A 17572-nucleotide genomic window follows, 5' to 3' on the forward strand; every position below is an offset into this window, starting at 1 on the left:
ATTTTTGCTACATTCTAGTATATCATAATTTTCTTAAGCTTTAAACGGCAAAATGTGGTAAAATAGAAGAAATCAAAAACTAGTGGAGGAAGCTATTATGCCATTTGTACGCATCGATTTATTTGAAGGACGCACGCTCGAGCAAAAGAAAGCTCTTGCTAAGGAAGTAACAGAAGCTATTGTCCGTAACACTGGAGCCCCTCAATCTGCTGTCCATGTCATCATCAACGACATGCCAGAAGGAACTTACTTCCCACAAGGGGAAATGCGCACCAAATAAGCTAGCTTAAGCAGAATTGCTTAGGCTTTTTCAATCCCCAAGTAGCATCCATTGAAGAAATATCCTAAATTTGTTACAATTTGAAAAGAGACTTGGAAAAATTTCCAAGAAGAGAGCTATTTATTAAAGGAAACATTATGATTACACGTGAATTTGATACCATCGCTGCTATCTCTACTCCACTAGGTGAAGGGGCTATTGGTATTGTCCGCCTAAGCGGAACAGAAAGTTTTGCTATTGCGCAAAAGATTTTTAAAGGAAAAGACTTGAACAAGGTTGCCAGCCACACTCTCAACTACGGTCACATCGTTGCCCCTCAGACAGGAAAAGTCATGGACGAGGTTATGGTTGGAGCCATGAAGTCTCCAAAGACCTTCACTCGTGAGGATATTATCGAGATTAACACCCACGGTGGGATTGCGGTGACTAATGAAATTCTCCAACTAGCTATCCGTGAAGGAGCTCGATTGGCTGAACCTGGTGAATTTACTAAACGGGCCTTTCTAAACGGTCGTGTAGATTTGACACAGGCTGAGGCAGTGATGGACATCATCCGTGCCAAGACTGACAAGGCCATGAACATTGCAGTTAAGCAATTAGACGGCTCCCTTTCTGACCTGATTAACAATACCCGTCAAGAAATCCTTAACACACTTGCCCAAGTTGAGGTCAATATCGATTATCCTGAGTACGACGATGTTGAGGAAGCCACTACTGCTGTTGTCCGAGAGAAGACTATGGAGTTTGAGCAATTGCTAACCAATCTCCTCAGGACAGCCCGCCGCGGTAAAATCCTCCGTGAAGGAATTTCAACGGCTATCATCGGACGCCCTAACGTTGGGAAATCAAGCCTTCTCAACAACCTCTTGCGTGAAGACAAGGCAATCGTCACAGATATTGCTGGTACAACCCGTGATGTCATCGAAGAATACGTCAACATCAACGGTGTTCCTCTAAAATTGATTGACACGGTAGGTATTCGTGAAACGGATGATATCGTTGAACAAATCGGTGTCGAGCGTTCGAAAAAAGCCCTCAAGGAAGCTGACCTAGTACTACTAGTGTTAAATGCTAGTGAACCACTAACCGCCCAAGACCGCCAACTCCTAGAAATCAGCCAAGAAACCAACCGAATTATTCTCCTTAACAAAACTGACCTGCCAGAAGTTATTGAAACCTCTGAACTTCCAGAAGATGTCATTCGCATTTCAGTCCTTAAAAACCAAAACATCGATCAGATTGAAGAGAGAATCAACAACCTCTTCTTTGAAAATGCTGGTTTGGTTGAGCAAGATGCTACTTACTTGTCTAATGCCCGTCACATTTCCCTGATTGAAAAAGCAGTTGAAAGCCTACAAGCCGTTAATCAAGGTCTTGAACTGGGTATGCCAGTTGATTTACTTCAAGTTGACTTGACTCGTACTTGGGAAATCCTCGGAGAAATCACTGGTGATGCTGCTCCAGATGAACTCATCACCCAACTCTTTAGCCAATTCTGTTTAGGAAAATAAGAAAAATCCATGATCCTTCATTCGGTCATGGATTTTATTGTCTTCATTAATAATCTGGTCTTAAAACCCCTGTTACAGTTGCCTTAGTTGCTTCGTAGTCGCCATCTACGACGACTTTGATAATGCGTTTGGCATCTTCTTCTGGTGCTGGAACAAGAGGCAGACGAGTTGGGCCAGCTGCAAATCCCATATAGTTGAGAACCACCTTAACAGGAGCAGGACTTGGATAAGAGAAGAGGGCATTGACTTTAGGAATGAATTTACGTTGAATAGCTGCGGCTTTCTTCATATCGCTTTCTGCAATGGCAGTAAACATCTCGTGCATTTCATCCCCATTTGTATGAGAGGCAACAGAAATAACCCCGTCAGCACCAAGGTTCATGGCATGGAAAGCATCTCCATCCTCACCTGTATATATCAAGAATTCTTCAGGTTTGTGCTCAATCAAGTAAGCCATATTTGCCAAGCTGGTACATTCTTTGACACCGATAATATTTGGATGGTCAGCCAAACGAAGCATGGTTTCTGGAGTTAATTCAACAACTACACGCCCTGGAATATTATAGATAATAATTGGTAAGTCAGAAGCATCTGCAATAGCTTTAAAGTGCTGATACATCCCTTCTTGAGAAGGCTTGTTATAGTATGGTACGATAGCAAGTCCAGCAGCAAAACCGCCGAATCCGCGACTTCTTTGACAAACTCGATAGAGTCACGCGTATCATTGGTACCAACACCCGCAATCAAAGGAACGCGTCCATTGACAATCTTTTGTACAGCCGCAAACAACTCCAACTCTTCATCGTGAGTCAAGGTTGGACTCTCAGCAGTGGTCCCTGCGAGAAGAATTCCATCCGTATGATGAGCCAACAAATGCTCAATCAAGGCTGGAATAGCATCAAAGTTGATGGAACCATCCTGATGGAAGGGGGTAATAAAGGCTGTGATGATTTTACACTCTTTTAAATCTTGATAAGACATGAAAACACCTCTCTATTTCAAAGAAGGAGTTCATCTGAACTCCTAAACGATATGACTATTTTAATTCAAATTTCAATTCAGCTGTTGGACGAACCAAGCCACGTTCATGAAGAGTTTCAGCAATCTGAACTGAGTTCCAAGCAGCACCTTTGAGCAGGTTGTCTGAAACAACCCACATGTGGATTCCTTTTTCAGCATCCAAGTCTTTACGGATACGACCAACAAAGGTATCACGCGAACCAACTGCATTGATAGCTTGAGGATAAATTTGATGAGCTACATCATCTTCAAGAACAGCACCTGGAAGGCTGCGATAGCTGCTTTGACTTCTTCGATTGGAGCCACTTCTTTTGTTTCGATATAAACAGACTCAGAGTGAGCTGATAAGACTGGAATACGAACACATGTTGCTGAAACGGCAATACTATCATCTTCCATGATTTTCTTAGTTTCCTTAGTCATCTTCATCTCTTCATAAGTGTAATCATTGTCAGTGAAGACATCAATTTGTGGAAGAGCATTAAAGGCGATAGGATAATGTTTCTTGTCACCACCTGAAGGCAAGATTTCGGCATGCAAATCACGTGGGGTTACACCATCATTCAAGACTTCACGAAGTTCACGTTGTGTCTCAAGAATTGCTCCCATACCAGCACCTGAAACTGCTTGGTAAGTTGAAACAATGATACGGTCCAAGCCCCATTTTTGGCGAACTGGCTCAAGAGCCACCATCATTTGAATTGTTGAACAGTTAGGGCAGGCAATGATCCCATTGTGGGCATCAAGTGCGTGAGCATTGACCTCTGGAACAACCAAAGGAACGTCTGGATTTTGACGGAAGTAAGATGTATTATCTACTACTACCGCTCCAGCTTTAACTGCGTATGGTGCATACTTAGCTGATGTCGAACCACCTGCTGAAAAGAGAGCAATATCAACTCCCTCAAAAGCTGTCTCAGTCGTTTCTTCAATCGTAATATCTTGGTCTTTAAATTTCAAAGTCTTGCCTGCTGAACGTGCAGAAGCAAGTAAACGAATTTTATCGATTGGAAGTGTTGATTCTTCCAACATTTTTATCATCTGAGCACCGACAGCACCTGTCGCGCCGACTACAGCAACTGTATATCCCATAAATAACCTCTTTCGGAATTTTCTAAAAATTTCTATAATAGAAGTATTATACTACTTTTTCCATGAATTGCAAAGCTTTTTTATCATTTTTTGAAAAATAAAAATCCCCAGTCGCTAGACCAAGGACTAAGAGGCATCTTCATGTGATAAGCAGGTTCACACAACTCATCAAGGTCCGCTCCTGCGTTATGACCTCCTTATGCTCAATAGTAGTCCGAAGACTACCTATCGACTCATCGCATATTCTATATTACTAGAGATACTTGATTTTGTCAATAAGAAATTTTTTCGATCGAGTATAACAAAAAACTCTCGTATTCAAGAGTTTCCCTATACATATCATGCTAATTGCTAAAGGATTGAACCTAGCGACCTCATCCTTACCATGGATGCGCTCTGCCAACTGAGCTAAATCAGCTTACTTGAAAAGTATACTATAATCAGAAAAGCTTGTCAAGTTTCCTTAGAAATTTTCTATAAGAAAAAGCCAGGTAAAGGCTACCTAGCTTGTCTTCTTCTATTTGCTTAAATCGATTCGACGACCAATTTTACCAATGATAATCGCTCCAATAATCAATGAGGCAAATTCACCGATTCCTGTTGTAAACCAAGTAAGGAAAAATGGTAATTCTGCTACAATATTTAACTCTGCAGCGATGGTAAACATGGAAATTGAAAAGAGGATTGAAAAGAAGAAATGATCTTTTCGAATCAATCCGTTAAAGAGGTAATCCTTGCTATATTTTGCAAAAAGCCAAACACCTAAACTGAGGAATACCAAGGTTGATCCGCCACCAACAAAGACATCTAGTAGTCCGAAGCTAAAGAAATTAGCAATCATACAACCGATAGTAACTCCGATGATGTACTTGGGATTGTAAAAAGCCATAAAGTTCATCATTTCTGAAATACGAAACTGATAAGCACCATAGCTGATGGCATTTAGGGGCGGTGTGACAGTCAAAACGACATAAATAGCAGCAACGATTGCAATATCTGCAACATCACGAATAGTTAATTTTTTCATTTTTTCTCCTTTGGCGGTTATCCGCGTGTAATATGCTTGGTGAAAGAAGCTAAGCACCAAGGGTTGCTTTATTCAACCTTACTAGTATAGCACAATAGCCTGCTTTATGCTATACTTAAAGCATGAAAAAACCTATTCAAAAATTTTTTAACAATGAAATCTTAGCCTATCTCTTTTTTGGCCTTGCAACAACTCTAGTTTCGATTCTCTCACGACTAGTCATTTATCAACTAAGTCATCAGGAACTCCTTGCTACTGCCCTAGCAAATATTATTGGTATCCTATTTGCCTTTATCACAAATGATAGGCTTGTATTTAAGCAAGCAAGGAAGAATCGACTTATCCGTTTATTGAAATTTTCTCTTGCTCGCCTTTCTACTTTTCTGTTAGACTTGTTTTTAACTTTTCTCTTTGTAACCCAATTTCCTCACATCATAGGTCAATTCGTAAATGAAAACATTGATAAGATAAATGCTATTGAAACAATAATTGCACAAATACTCATTATTATCATCAATTATATCTTGAGCAAGGTCTATATTTTTAGAAAATAATGCTCCATTTATGAGCCTTTTAATTGCCTTCTATAATGATTTAGGATACAATGAAACACGAAACGTTGAAAGGAAAACAGTATGTTAAAAAATCTAAAATCATTCTTGCTTCGAGGAAATGTGATTGACCTTGCTGTCGGTGTTGTCATTGCCTCTTCTTTTGGTGCTATCGTTACTTCACTTGTAAACGACATTATCACTCCTCTTATTTTAAATCCCGCTTTGAAAGCTGCTAAAGTCGAACGTATCGCTCAACTTTCTTGGCATGGAGTCGGCTATGGTAACTTTTTAAGTGCTATTATCAATTTTATCTTTGTGGGTACCGCCCTCTTCTTTATTATCAAGGGTATTGAAAAAGCACAGAAACTGACTGGCATAAAGGAAGAAAAAACTGACGAAAAAAACCAACCGAATTGGAAGTCCTTCAAGAAATCAAAGCTCTTCTTGAGAAAAAATAATCGTTTAAAAGGATCTAGCGCAAAGAAAGCTAAATCCTTTTTTCTTTACTCTTTGGGTAACTTGCCTGCTTTCTCAAGCATTTTTTTGATCAAATAAGGCATCTTAACATTCTCCCGCCCTTTTTTCTCAATCAGTTTTTTCACAAATTCTGGCATTTGTAAATCTTGAGATTCAGCCAAAATGTTTTTCGTCTCGTCTGAAGGAACTAATTCATCAAAGGTTTCTTCTTCCAGGAGAAATTCCTTAAACTCTTGATGTTCATTGGCTCTGACTGTATTGAGCAAGGCATCAATTAAACGAGAATCCGTATTTGGCATTGGTGGACGATGGTAGTTCACACCCAATTCTTGACACAAGTCATAACATTCCACATCATTATCAAACAAGACCTCAATATGCTCGCTAATGAAGCTGATAGGAACAAAAATATAATGGTCTGGATGTTCTGTCTGTTCTCTGAGATACTCCAAAACATCTGGCTTAATCCATGGAATCCCAATATCACTCTCACTCTGCCAAGTATTGGTATATTGTTCAGAACTCAAGCCTAGTTTTTCAGCGACTAACTTGCTATTTTCGAAAATTTGGTCAATATATGGGTCACCAAAATCCAAGGCAAAAATGGGCACACTGTGGGCTGAAAAGATGACTTTAAAGCTATCCTGCTTTACTTCTTCTTTTAAAATCTTAGCAATTTCATCTGCCCAATAGTTTAAGAGCTCTTCTTCCTGATACCAGTCCTTAATGACCAAAAATTGAATTTGTTTGCTTTCTAAAAATTTTTCATAGCCCATGACAGAGTAGAAAGAATAATGAGGCTCCAAAATCAAACAAATACACTGTTCAATTCCGTCTGCTTCCATTTGACCGATCACATCTGGAATAAAGGGACTGGAAAACTTATTAGCAAAGTAGACACTGTATTCATTCCCCAGCCTAGCTTCTACCAAGGCAACCTCTTGACGGGTAATTCTTTGCAGAGGTGTGCCCCCAATTCGTACATAATTATCATAGAGTGTTTGAATTTCATGGTCTTGAGGTCTCACTCCACGACGAATATTTGTGAAAAAATCAGCCACACCTTCAAAGGTAATCTCTTCTGGTGAACCAAAGGTCATCATTAAAATTGCTTTTTTCATAATCGCTTCCTTGTGATATTTTTATCAAGTTTATTTTATCATGAATCCACTGATAAGTAAACGCTAACATAGCAGATTGCCCTAACTTCTGTCTTTTGTTTTTCTCTTCTTTCTATGATACAATGGAAAAAATGAATTCAAAAGGAGTTTTTTATGACTTATCCAAATCTCTTGGACCGCTTCTTGACCTACGTTAAGGTCAACACGCGCTCTGATGAACACTCTACTACTACTCCAAGTACACAGAGTCAGGTTGACTTCGCAACCAATGTTCTTATCCCTGAAATGAAACGTGTTGGACTTCAAAACGTCTACTACCTTCCAAATGGTTTTGCTATTGGAACCTTGCCAGCCAACGATCCGTCTTTAACACGTAAAATTGGCTTTATATCTCACATGGATACTGCTGACTTTAATGCCGAAGGAGTCAATCCACAGGTAATTGAAAACTACGATGGTGGTGTGATTGAACTAGGGAATTCTGGTTTCAAACTCGATCCAGCTGACTTCAAGAGTCTTGAGAAATATCCAGGACAAACGCTCATCACAACCGATGGAACAACCTTGCTAGGGGCTGATGACAAGTCAGGAATTGCTGAAATTATGACTGCCATTGAATATCTGACTGCTCACCCTGAAATCAAACACTGTGAGATTCGTGTTGGTTTTGGTCCAGATGAGGAAATCGGTGTTGGTGCTAATAAATTTGATGCAGAAGATTTTGATGTGGATTTTGCCTACACTGTTGATGGTGGTCCACTAGGTGAACTTCAGTACGAGACTTTCTCAGCCGCTGGTGCTGAATTGCATTTCCAAGGCCGTAATGTCCACCCTGGTACTGCCAAAGGGCAGATGGTCAATGCCCTTCAGCTAGCAATTGATTTTCATAATCAACTTCCAGAAAATGACCGACCTGAGTTAACTGAAGGTTACCAAGGTTTTTACCATCTAATGGATGTGACTGGTAGTGTCGAGGAGGCGCGTGCAAGCTACATCATTCGTGATTTTGAAAAAGATGCCTTTGAAGCGCGTAAAGCATCCATGCAATCTATCGCTGATAAGATGAATCAAGAACTTGGGAGCAACCGTGTCACTCTCAACTTGACAGACCAGTACTACAATATGAAAGAAGTCATTGAAAAAGATATGACTCCAATTACCGTTGCTAAAGCCGTTATGGAAGATCTAGGTATCACGCCTATTATCGAACCAATCCGGTAGGTGGAACAGACGGCTCTAAGATTTCCTTTATGGGAATCCCAACTCCGAATATCTTTGCAGGTGGCGAAAATATGCACGGACGTTTTGAATACGTTAGCCTTCAGACTATGGAACGTGCAGTTGATACCATCATTGGCATCGTAGCTTATAAAGGCTAAAAAGACGAGGTGGCTCAGCTACTTCGCCTTTCTGTTTATTCTACTGCTTTTTCTTGATTACCAGTGCTTGTTGTAGATTCAGTTGATCCCTTTTCTGAAGTTAATTCAGCAGGTTTAGAATCTCTTGTGTTGCTTGCTTTGTTTTCGTCGCTAGCAGTTTCGCTGTTAGATTCTGTAGTTGCGTTTGGTTGGTTCTCAGCACTGGTGTTATCACCATTTGCTTCAGCATTTCTTGCTGGACTTGTTTCTTCACTTGCGCTAGCTTTTGACTGGATTTGGTGATTCAAAACTAGAATAGCTTTTGTCAATTCAAGTAAAGCTGCTTTGTCTTTACTCTTAGCAGAAAGTTGATCTAGTAATGCATCCACTTTATCAAAGTCCTCATCAGAACCATTATTACTTTCTAAATAAGAGTGAAGCGACATGAGAATATCGTAGAGTTTTTGATAGAGTACAAGTGTCTGAGAATCTTGCTCAGCATTTTCCTTTTCTTGTTGAAGGGCGCTAGCGATACGAGTCAAAACATCTTTTACCTGACTGTTTACTTCATCCAAGTCTGCATCAGCCTTGTTTGTGGCAGCTTTTAGATTTTCTACTTCTTCTGCCAAGGATTGTCTGATTCCTTCTTCATGGATTTGTTCCAAGAGTTGATTTGCCTTGTTCAAAAGACTTTCTACTTCTTCCTTGCTATCTGTCGCAGATTATTGGTTGCTATCTACCATGTACTCCTAAAACAGGAGAGTTATAATCCAAGATTACAAGGCCTTACAGAAATAAGAAATCCAGATAAGACAATGTTCGTCCAAGACGCTATTCGCTTCGCACAGCAGCACGGATTCAATATGCTTTAATTTTAAAGTTTAGGTGTCAAGACCTCTTTTTAGTGTGCCCAAAATTTAGAGAAGTAATCAATCAACTAACTTTTATTTTTTTCAAACTTTCAGTAAACTGTCCTAAGGCTAACTCAATCTGTCTTTGTTTGATTGGATCCTCTTTATAGACGTTTCGACTTTCAGCAAGAAGTTGATCTACTTTTGCTAAAACTGTTTTCTCATCAAAGGCCCCAGGCTGATAGTTGGATTTCAGGGCTGGAATCTTGTTTTTCAAGGCTACTTCATATCCCTTAGTTTGCACCTTGATGTAGTGATTGTGGTCTCCGTAACTCATGACAAAACCTGATTCATCTTCAGCAATAATACGATTGGCATCAAAGCCGTGTCCACCTTCTTCATGTTCCTCATGTGAAACACTAGGATTGGCTGCAAGAGACGGCGAAGGTGCTACTAGACCATTGTTTGGAAGAGTCGGTTGCCCAATTACGGTCGATTTTGGAATGTAATGGAAATGATCACCATGTCTTACAATATAAGCTGTTGCTGTTTCCTCGACAATATCTTTAGGATTAAAGATATAACCATCAGATGTTGAAGAGATAGGCTTATTTGTAAGTAATGAGGCATGATTCAAAGTAGATGGACTACTTGAAAGACTTCCTAGACTAGACGCTGCTTCATGAGGTTTTTCATTTGTAGAGACCGTAGAACCAGTTCCGCCTATAGGCACCATTCTAGCAATCTTTTCTTCTAAAGGAGAGAGTTTGCTGTAAGGAATAAAGTGATAATGGTCGCCATGCGGAATCGCAACTCCATTTGGCGTACGACTGATAATCTTAGCAGGGTCAAAAACCAGACCGTCTGATTCACTGTAACGTTGGTCACTAGGTGAATCGTAGAGTTCTTTCAATAGACTTTGGAGATTTTCAGCTTTGCTTTCTGGCTTGCTAGTTGATTCTTTCTCTATAGCTTGATTAGTATTATCACTAGCTGTTGAAGAATAGCTTAGCTGACTTGGTTGCGTATTTTTGCCAGCTAAATGAGCTTTTGCTGCTGCTAATTCACTAGCAGACAAATCACTTTTTGGAATGTAGTGATAGTGACCTCCGTGAGGAACGATATAAGCATCACCCGTATCTTCGATAATATCAGCTGGATTAAAGACATAATCATCATCTGTCGTATAACGTCCCTGAGACCTTGCTACAGCGACATCTGAGCTGACCTTCTCATTATCTTTGACATGTTCTTGTTTTTGACGATTGATTTCATCTTTGGTTCGAACATTATCAGCATGAGCTGCATCTTTCAGGTAGACATAATATTTTCCATCGACCTTGATGATATAGCCACCCTTGACCTCATTAACAATATCAGCGTCTTTAAGTTGATAGTTTGGATCCTTCATCAAGAGTTCTTCACTAAAGAGGGCATCATAAGGAACTTTCCCATTATAGTAATGATAGTGGTCACCGTGTGACGTTACATAGCCCTGATCTGTAATTTTGATGACAATTTGCTCAGCCTGAATTCCTTCTTTCTGGCTAACCTGATCTGGTGTCAAGTTTTCACTTTTCTGACTTGACTGACTGCCATCCACATAAGAGACACGATTATTGTCCTTATTTTCCTGCGAACGATGCTGGTTTTGTCCATAGGCACATAGACTCAAGGATACGATAACAGCTGATCCAGCTGCTATATATTTTTTACTGAATTTCATAAATCCCTCATTTCAATAAATGATGAAACTTTTTCTTAACTTCTTTTTCTCGGTTAAACAATTTTTCTAAACCGCTTATTTAACCATTTAATTAACCAGTAAATAGTTTACTATTTAAAATTATAGAGAAATGAAATAAGAATAGGACAAATTAATCAGGACAGTCAAATCAATTTCTAACAATATTTTAGAAGTCAAGGTGTACTATTCTAGATTCAATCTATTATACTTCTGTCAAGTTTCTGTTACTTTCTTCTAAAAAAGAGAAGCAACACGAAAGGTTACTTCTCCATAAAATATGCTTCATTCTTTTTACTACTATATAGGAGTCGGTTGACTCTCTTTTAACAAAGCCAAGAGCCTATCTAATTCTGCTGAAATAGTGTTACTGTCTTTCGTTCCGAAAAGAAGACTGCTGTTTAGACCAGACAATGTCTCCATAGCATTTTGGCGAGTACGAGAATCTGTTACTTTTTCTAGCAAGGTCTCCGCCTCTGCTATCTTAACGTCAATAACAGAACGCTCTACTTGTGGAACTTCATCCTCATCTGTAGTATCTTCAGCTTCTTCCTCTGTCTCTTCCGCATCAGTGCTTGGTCTATAAAGATTATCTGCTGAAGGATTTAAACCAGCGTGATTCTCTTTTTCATCAGATTCAGAATGAGTTGGCTCACTTACTTCATCATGTTCCTTATCTTCATCAGGTTTACCGTTTTGGTCTGCCTTATTTTTACGAACATGGTCGCTAGCATTACCCCAACCATTATCTGAATGAGGACGTTGGTCAGGATGTTCAACGTAGTATTTCACTGTCGCAAATAAATCTTCTAAGGTATAGCCTTCAGGAGCTGAGTAAAGTCCTTCATCAAACCATGCAAACTTAAGGTTATGATAGTGATCAAAGTGAGGAATTATAAAGTGACCATTTTGTACAGCTACAGTATACTGTAAATGATTCGGTATTTTTTCTAATGGTACCTTTTTCTCAGCTTTTACGCGGTTATAGATAGCTTCTGTCCCTGTTGCCTCTGGTTTTGCTTCTGTTGCTTCAGTAGAATTTGGAGCTTGTAAGCCTTTTTCTTTAGCATAAGCCTGAGCTGCTGCTCTTTCAGCTTCAGATAAGCTGTCTTTTTTAATCCAGTGGCTATGGTTCAAGTGTGGAGTGACGTAGGCATTTCCTTCATCACTTTCAATATCATGCTCATCAAAGATATAGCCATCCTCTGTTGTATATTTACCTGCTAATTTCGCTAATTTAATTTCATCGTCTGTATAGGCAATTTGAGCATTTGGTTTGCCAAGTCGCTCTGGATGGGTAATTGGTGCTAGGAATGCCAATAAATCATCTACCAATTTTACTTTATTAGAAGATTCATCATTCAAGCGCTCTGCTAATTTGTCTAAAGTTTGGAAATCAGAAACGCGACCTTTATTTTCAGACAAGGCTTTATGAGCCTGGGTTAACAGATTGTAGGCTTTATCATAAAATTCTTGGTCACGAGAAGCGACATTTTCTTTTTTAGCAACTAGAGCATGTGTCTCTTGAGTTTTCTTAGACAAGAGATTTTCAATAGCATCAATCTTATCCTTAGCCAAGTCTTTAGCAAAAACATAGTGACTGACACCAGCAATTTCCACAACATATCCTTCCCCAACTTTTCTAACAACCTGTTCTACTGTAAAATCAGTTTGTTTTTTCTCAGTTGATGGTTGAGCTTGCGGTTTTGGTGCTGGTTTCAAATAATTCATTCAAGCAAGACTGCACCATTTTGTCCCTTAATAGCTATCATACGAGCCAATTTTTCTTCCAAAGGTGACATTTGTGAATAAGGGATAAAGTGATAATGGTCTCCGTGCGGTACAGCAACACCATTAGCTGTACGATTTGTTATTTGTCTTAAGGTCAAATACTAGTCCATCCGATTCTACATGGCGTTCTGATAAGGGTTTAGCATACAATTCACGTAAAAGGCTTGGAATGTCTTCCCCTTGATTTTGATGATAAGTTGGAGTGACAGTCAAATTGTGGTTCTCTGACAAGCTTGGTTGAGCTGGATTTGCATTATGACTAGAACTTGAAGAAGGACGAGACCCCTGCTTCCCATTCCAATAGGCTTGGGCTGCAGCCAATTCTCCTGCAGACAAATCACTCTTAGGAATATAGTGAAAATGATTTCCATGCGGTACAACAAAAGCGTCACCTGTATCTTCAATCACATCTGTTGGACTAAAGACATACCCATCATCCGTTGTATAGGCTCCTCCAGTTGCTCTATTCGGTGCCTGCGTATTGAGATTAAAGTTTGCTTTAATGGCTGAACTTGGTTTCGCAGGACTGCTTGGTTTCGTATTATCAGAATGCTTTTGAACTGGCTGACCTCCAATTGATAGATTTCGAGCCAATTTTTCTTCCAAGGCAGACATTTGCGAATAAGGAATGAAATGGAAATGATCTCCGTGAGGTACTGCCACACCATTTGCAGTACGTTTTGTAATCTGTGCTGGGTCAAATACTAATCCATCAGACTCCACATGACGTTGGCTAAGTGGCAAAGCGTACAATTCTTGAAGGAGACTAGCTAAATCCTCATTTTGACTCTCAGGAGTTGTTGTAAGATTTTGAGGAGTTTCAGATGGACTCGTTCTCACACTAGATCTTGTTTCTCCCCTGCTAGAACGATATTCAACCGTACTTAATTGACCGCCTTTTCCAGATAAGAAGGCTTGGGCAGCAGCTAATTCACTGGCAGACAAATCACTCTTAGGAATATAGTGGAAGTGATTGCCATGAGGAACAATATAGGCATCGCCTGTATCTTCAATGATATCAGAGGCATTAAAGATATAACCATCATCCGTTGTATAACGTCCTTGGGCTCTGGCTGCAACTACCGCCTGATTGTTTGAACCGCCACCGTGATTACTACTATGTTCCTGCTTCTGACGTTTAATCTCTTCTTTTGTCCGAATATTATCCGCATGGGCCGCATCTTTAAGGTAAACATAGTATTTACCGTTTACCTTAATGACATAACCACCCTTGATTTCATTGACAATGTCTGAATCCTTCAACTGATAATTCGAATCTTTCATGAGGAGCTCTTCACTGATGATGGCATCATAAGGAACCTTGCCATTATAGTAATGATAATGGTCTCCATGAGAAGTCACATAACCTTGATCCGTAATCTTGATAACAATTTGTTCAGCATTGATTCCCTCTCTCTTACTGACTTCATCTGGTGTTAAGTTCTCTGCCTTTTGACCAGCCTGATTACCATCTATATAAGCAACTCGATTAGACTCTTTCTTAGCCTGACCAGCTTGGTAACGACCAAGTTCATAGGAACAAACACTTAGGGCAAGAACTGCCACTGAACCTGCTAGATATTTTTTATTGATTTTCATTTTTTCCTCACTTTAATTCTTCTGCTAGAACACTTATATTTTCTTCAAGATTTTCTAAATAGGTCTTGTCATTTTGTGGGTCTGCCTCTAAAGGATTCAGAGTTTTAAGACCTACACCTGTTGATTTGACAAGAGTTTCAGCTACTTTTGAAGAAGCGTTACTTTCTGTAAAAATCGTTTTAACCTTATAGGTTTTAACAAATTCCTGAATTTCTGTTAGTTGTCTTGGACTTGGTTCTTGTTAGGAGAGATACCTGCAATACCAAGTTGATTGAGTCCAAATCGCTTAGCTAAATAAGAAAAGGCTGTATGTTGTGTTACAAATGTTTTCTGAGTCGCTTTTTCAAATTTAGGCTGGAATTTCTTAGTCAATTCTTGAGCTTTTTTGATAAAGGCTTGCGCATTTTTTTGGTAAGTTTCTTTATGCTCACTATCCGCCTCCGAAAGCTTATCAGCGATAATCTGAGCTTCTTCGCCAGCTTTTTCAGGATCTAGCCAAGTGTGAGGGTCATAGAGCGTTTTTTCATCAACTCCATCCCCTGCTTCTACATCTTCTAGCCCTGGGACGCGGTCTAAAGTCATTCCCTCTGAAGCCTCTAAAACCTTCACTTTGGATTTTTTTAGATTGGGATCTAAACTTCCTGCCCAAGATTCGAGCGTATGTGAATGGTAAACAAAGACATCTGCATCATAGATGGCTGCGATATCATTTGCCGAAGGTTCAAAGGAGTGAATCCCACTACTTGACTGAATCATCCGAACATCATTCAAGTCACCAGATACTTCCTTAACCATAGCATAGATAGGATAAAAACTGGTCACAATTTTCATCCCCTTTCCTGTCTGACTTTCCTTTTGACTACAGGCTCCTAGCAATAAAAGAAAGACACTTAACAAGACTAAAAATAAATTTTGTTTCTTCATGAACAACTCCTTAACTGTTTAATTAACTAGTAAACATTCTACTCCTAAAAACTTAATCTGTCAAGATATTTTTAGAAAAAATTTGAAATTTCTTTCACATATAAAAATCTGCTGAGTTTCAACAACTCAACAGACTTTTACTTTATTCTTCTATGGTAGAATGCTTATAGCCATAAGTGAAGTAAATAATACTTCCTACTAACAAGGCAACTAGGAAAGCAATCCAAGTTTCCATATTATACTGTAACATAAAGGATAAACAAATGATGATTGATAAAATCGGTAACAGGGGTACCAAGGGTGTTTTAAATTCCCCAGCTTTTGGCATCCCTTTTTCTTTCCGTAAGCGAATCAGGCCGTAAGCCAGCATGATTAAGTAGGCCAAGGTACAAATGTTTAAGAAGGCTGCAATACTAGCTAGCGGGAAGATTCCTGCTGCTACTGCTGAAGCTAGACCTGTTAAAATAGTAGCATTCTTTGGTACCTTGCTAGTCTTCGTTAGTTCTTTAAAGGCGGCAGGCATTAAGCCATCGCGCGCTAAACTGTAAATCATACGCGATAGGGCATAGGTCATCGAGATACAAACTGTAATCAAGGTCAAGATAGCCACTAATGACACATAGTTGGCTGCCCAACTGATCCCAACGCTACGAAGGGCAAAGGCAACGGCATCATTGACATTTAAATGACTATAGTGAACCACACCAGTCAAAACAAGCGTCACCAAGGCATAGAGAATGGTTACGATAGAAAGCGATAAGACAATCCCTCTAGGAATATTTTTTTGAGGAGTCTTGACCTCATCTACAGCCATAGAGATGGATTCAAATCCCAAAAAACCGAAGAACATCAAGGAGGCACCAGCCATAATACCAGTACTAGCACCATAGATTTGTCCAAAACCATAAGGAGCAAAATTACTCCAATTATCAAGTTTGATATGCCAAATTCCTACTAAAACAAAGAGAGCTAAAGCCGAGAATTTCAAAATAACTAGAATAGAATTAAAGCGTAAGGCTGCTTTAGCATTGAGTAAAACAAGCGAGGTCACCAAGACCAAGACAAGAATAGGCAATAAATCAACAAATGTCCCTGCTTGAGGATTAAAGGTACCATTTAAAGGCTGAGGAAGGGCTATCCCGTATTGAGAGAGCAAGCCTTTAAAATAAGCTGCCCAACCCGAAGCTACGCCTGATATGGCTGTCATGAACTCCATCATGGTTAACCAACCAGCCAACCAGGCTGGGAATTCTCCTAAAATAGCATAGAGATAACTGTAGGCACCACCTGTAGCAGGTACTCGTGAAGCAAATTCTGCAAAAAAGAGGGCTGATAATCCCACACACAAGGCAGAAATGACGATTGAAATCACTAGGGCTGGACCAGCAAGTGTGGCAGCTGCAGTACCTGTAATTGTAAAGATGCCTGTCCCTACCATGGCTCCGATACCCAGCAAAATCAAATCCCATAACTTCAAATGCCTGTGCATCTCCGTTTTATCCAAACTTACATTCTTTGTTCTAAATATATTCATATTTCTTCTCCAAATAAAATGATGATTCTATTTTACCATAAATATAGGAGATTTGTGACTATTTATAAAATATTTTTCTAAAAAAAAAATCTGACTACATCTTGTAATCAGATTTTTATCGATTCTAGTTCATTTCTTTAAATGCTGCTTCTGCATCCGCATTACTGATAGCACCAAATTGAATCTTTCCAATCTTTCCTTGACTATCAATTAGGTATTCTGTAGGAATGCTTCGAATTTGATAAGCTTGGAAGGTTGTTGCTTTAGTATCATAAAGAACTGGGATATCTTTATATCCTTGTTCTTGGAACCATTGTGGGAATTGATTAACAGTTTTTTCACCTTGAATTCCTGGTGCAATGACAGTAAGAATTTCAAAATCGCGATCTGGTTTTGCAGCTAATTCCATCAACTCAGGCATACTTTTCTTACATGGACCACACCAGGAAGCCCAAAACTTCAAGTAAACCTTTTTACCCTTAAAATCAGATAACTTGACTTCTTTACCATCCATGGATTGCAAGGTGAAGTCTGGAGCATCTTTCCCAACAGCAATTTGCTGTACAGGCGTTTCTTGTTTTGGCTGTTGTGGGGCTTGAGTTTTTTTAGTTTCTTCCTCACCACAGGCTATCAATACAACTAATGACAAGAGACTTAAGCCAGCAAACATTACTTTTTTCATCATTTTC

The 17572-nt window shown here is 39.4% G+C and carries 10 protein-coding genes, 1 tRNA gene, 8 pseudogenes and 1 riboswitch; of the genes and pseudogenes, 6 read left to right on the plus strand and 13 right to left on the minus strand.

The window, feature by feature from the left end:
* Positions 1-97: 97 nt before the first annotated feature.
* On the plus strand, positions 98-280 hold the full coding sequence (locus QMQ21_RS07950; RefSeq protein ID WP_001117397.1) for a 4-oxalocrotonate tautomerase: 183 nt from the start codon (positions 98-100) through the stop codon (positions 278-280).
* Between the two features lie 137 nt (positions 281-417).
* Positions 418-1791 carry a tRNA uridine-5-carboxymethylaminomethyl(34) synthesis GTPase MnmE gene (gene mnmE / locus QMQ21_RS07955; protein WP_261814213.1) on the plus strand — a complete coding sequence of 458 codons (1374 nt, stop codon included), beginning with the start codon at positions 418-420 and terminating at the stop codon, positions 1789-1791.
* 46 nt (positions 1792-1837) lie between these two features.
* Here the strand turns inward: mnmE and dapA are convergent.
* From dapA to QMQ21_RS07975, 4 genes and pseudogenes are all read right to left on the minus strand, one after another.
* Positions 1838-2772 (minus strand): annotated as a pseudogene (gene dapA, locus QMQ21_RS07960) (4-hydroxy-tetrahydrodipicolinate synthase).
* Positions 2773-2827: 55 nt separating this feature from the next.
* Positions 2828-3903 (minus strand): annotated as a pseudogene (locus QMQ21_RS07965) (aspartate-semialdehyde dehydrogenase).
* Positions 3904-4245: 342 nt separating this feature from the next.
* Positions 4246-4321: transfer RNA gene (locus QMQ21_RS07970), tRNA-Thr, on the minus strand.
* A 99-nt stretch (positions 4322-4420) separates the two neighbouring features.
* Positions 4421-4930: a QueT transporter family protein gene (locus QMQ21_RS07975; RefSeq protein WP_000737071.1), complete on the minus strand. Its 510-nt coding sequence runs from the start codon at positions 4928-4930 to the stop codon at positions 4421-4423.
* A riboswitch (PreQ1 riboswitch) is annotated at positions 4928-5024 on the minus strand. Its footprint overlaps the gene before it by 3 nt.
* A 28-nt stretch (positions 5025-5052) precedes the next feature.
* Here QMQ21_RS07975 and QMQ21_RS07980 point away from each other — a divergent pair.
* Entirely contained in the window at positions 5053-5484 is a 432-nt protein-coding gene (locus QMQ21_RS07980; RefSeq protein ID WP_023935947.1) for a GtrA family protein, read from the plus strand.
* Positions 5485-5565: 81 nt separating this feature from the next.
* Positions 5566-5942 (plus strand): annotated as a pseudogene (gene mscL, locus QMQ21_RS07985) (large conductance mechanosensitive channel protein MscL).
* Between the two features lie 45 nt (positions 5943-5987).
* On the opposite strand, the gene hemH reads toward mscL, so the two are convergent.
* Positions 5988-7082 carry a ferrochelatase gene (hemH, locus tag QMQ21_RS07990; RefSeq protein ID WP_054388323.1) on the minus strand — a complete coding sequence of 365 codons (1095 nt, stop codon included), beginning with the start codon at positions 7080-7082 and terminating at the stop codon, positions 5988-5990.
* Positions 7083-7235: 153 nt separating this feature from the next.
* Here hemH and pepT point away from each other — a divergent pair.
* A pseudogene (gene pepT, locus QMQ21_RS07995) lies at positions 7236-8461 on the plus strand (peptidase T).
* A gap of 35 nt (positions 8462-8496) precedes the next feature.
* Here the strand turns inward: pepT and QMQ21_RS08000 are convergent.
* A pseudogene (locus tag QMQ21_RS08000) lies at positions 8497-9150 on the minus strand (pneumococcal-type histidine triad protein); the annotation flags it as partial.
* Between QMQ21_RS08000 and QMQ21_RS08005 the strand changes: the two are divergent.
* Positions 9148-9312, plus strand: a pseudogene (locus QMQ21_RS08005) (IS110 family RNA-guided transposase); the annotation flags it as partial. The pseudogenes QMQ21_RS08000 and QMQ21_RS08005 sit on opposite strands and share 3 nt — an antisense overlap.
* A 289-nt stretch (positions 9313-9601) precedes the next feature.
* Here QMQ21_RS08005 and QMQ21_RS08010 read toward each other — a convergent pair.
* The 7 genes and pseudogenes from QMQ21_RS08010 to sdbB all read right to left on the minus strand — a co-directional run.
* A pseudogene (locus QMQ21_RS08010) lies at positions 9602-11017 on the minus strand (pneumococcal-type histidine triad protein); the annotation flags it as partial.
* Positions 11018-11335: 318 nt separating this feature from the next.
* Positions 11336-12766 (minus strand): pneumococcal-type histidine triad protein, encoded by a 1431-nt coding sequence (locus QMQ21_RS19465; RefSeq protein WP_261814219.1) that lies wholly within the window; start codon positions 12764-12766, stop codon positions 11336-11338.
* Positions 12763-12924: a pneumococcal-type histidine triad protein gene (locus tag QMQ21_RS19470; RefSeq protein ID WP_261814220.1), complete on the minus strand. Its 162-nt coding sequence runs from the start codon at positions 12922-12924 to the stop codon at positions 12763-12765. The genes QMQ21_RS19465 and QMQ21_RS19470 overlap by 4 nt, the downstream gene beginning before the upstream one ends.
* The gene (locus QMQ21_RS19475; protein ID WP_261814221.1) at positions 12890-14425 is read right to left on the minus strand and encodes a pneumococcal-type histidine triad protein; all 1536 of its coding nucleotides are present in this window, start codon (positions 14423-14425) and stop codon (positions 12890-12892) included. The genes QMQ21_RS19470 and QMQ21_RS19475 overlap by 35 nt, the downstream gene beginning before the upstream one ends.
* Positions 14426-14432: 7 nt before the next feature.
* Positions 14433-15349 (minus strand): annotated as a pseudogene (adcAII, locus tag QMQ21_RS08020) (zinc-binding lipoprotein AdcAII).
* A gap of 142 nt (positions 15350-15491) precedes the next feature.
* Positions 15492-16883, minus strand: a complete 1392-nt coding sequence (locus tag QMQ21_RS08025) for an APC family permease (RefSeq protein ID WP_001020307.1) — start codon at positions 16881-16883, stop codon at positions 15492-15494.
* 124 nt (positions 16884-17007) lie between these two features.
* A complete protein-coding gene (gene sdbB / locus QMQ21_RS08030) occupies positions 17008-17565 on the minus strand; it encodes a thiol-disulfide oxidoreductase-associated lipoprotein SdbB (protein WP_000757366.1) in 558 nt (185 codons plus the stop codon).
* Positions 17566-17572: the final 7 nt, after the last annotated feature.

The organism is Streptococcus bouchesdurhonensis (assembly GCF_948472335.1).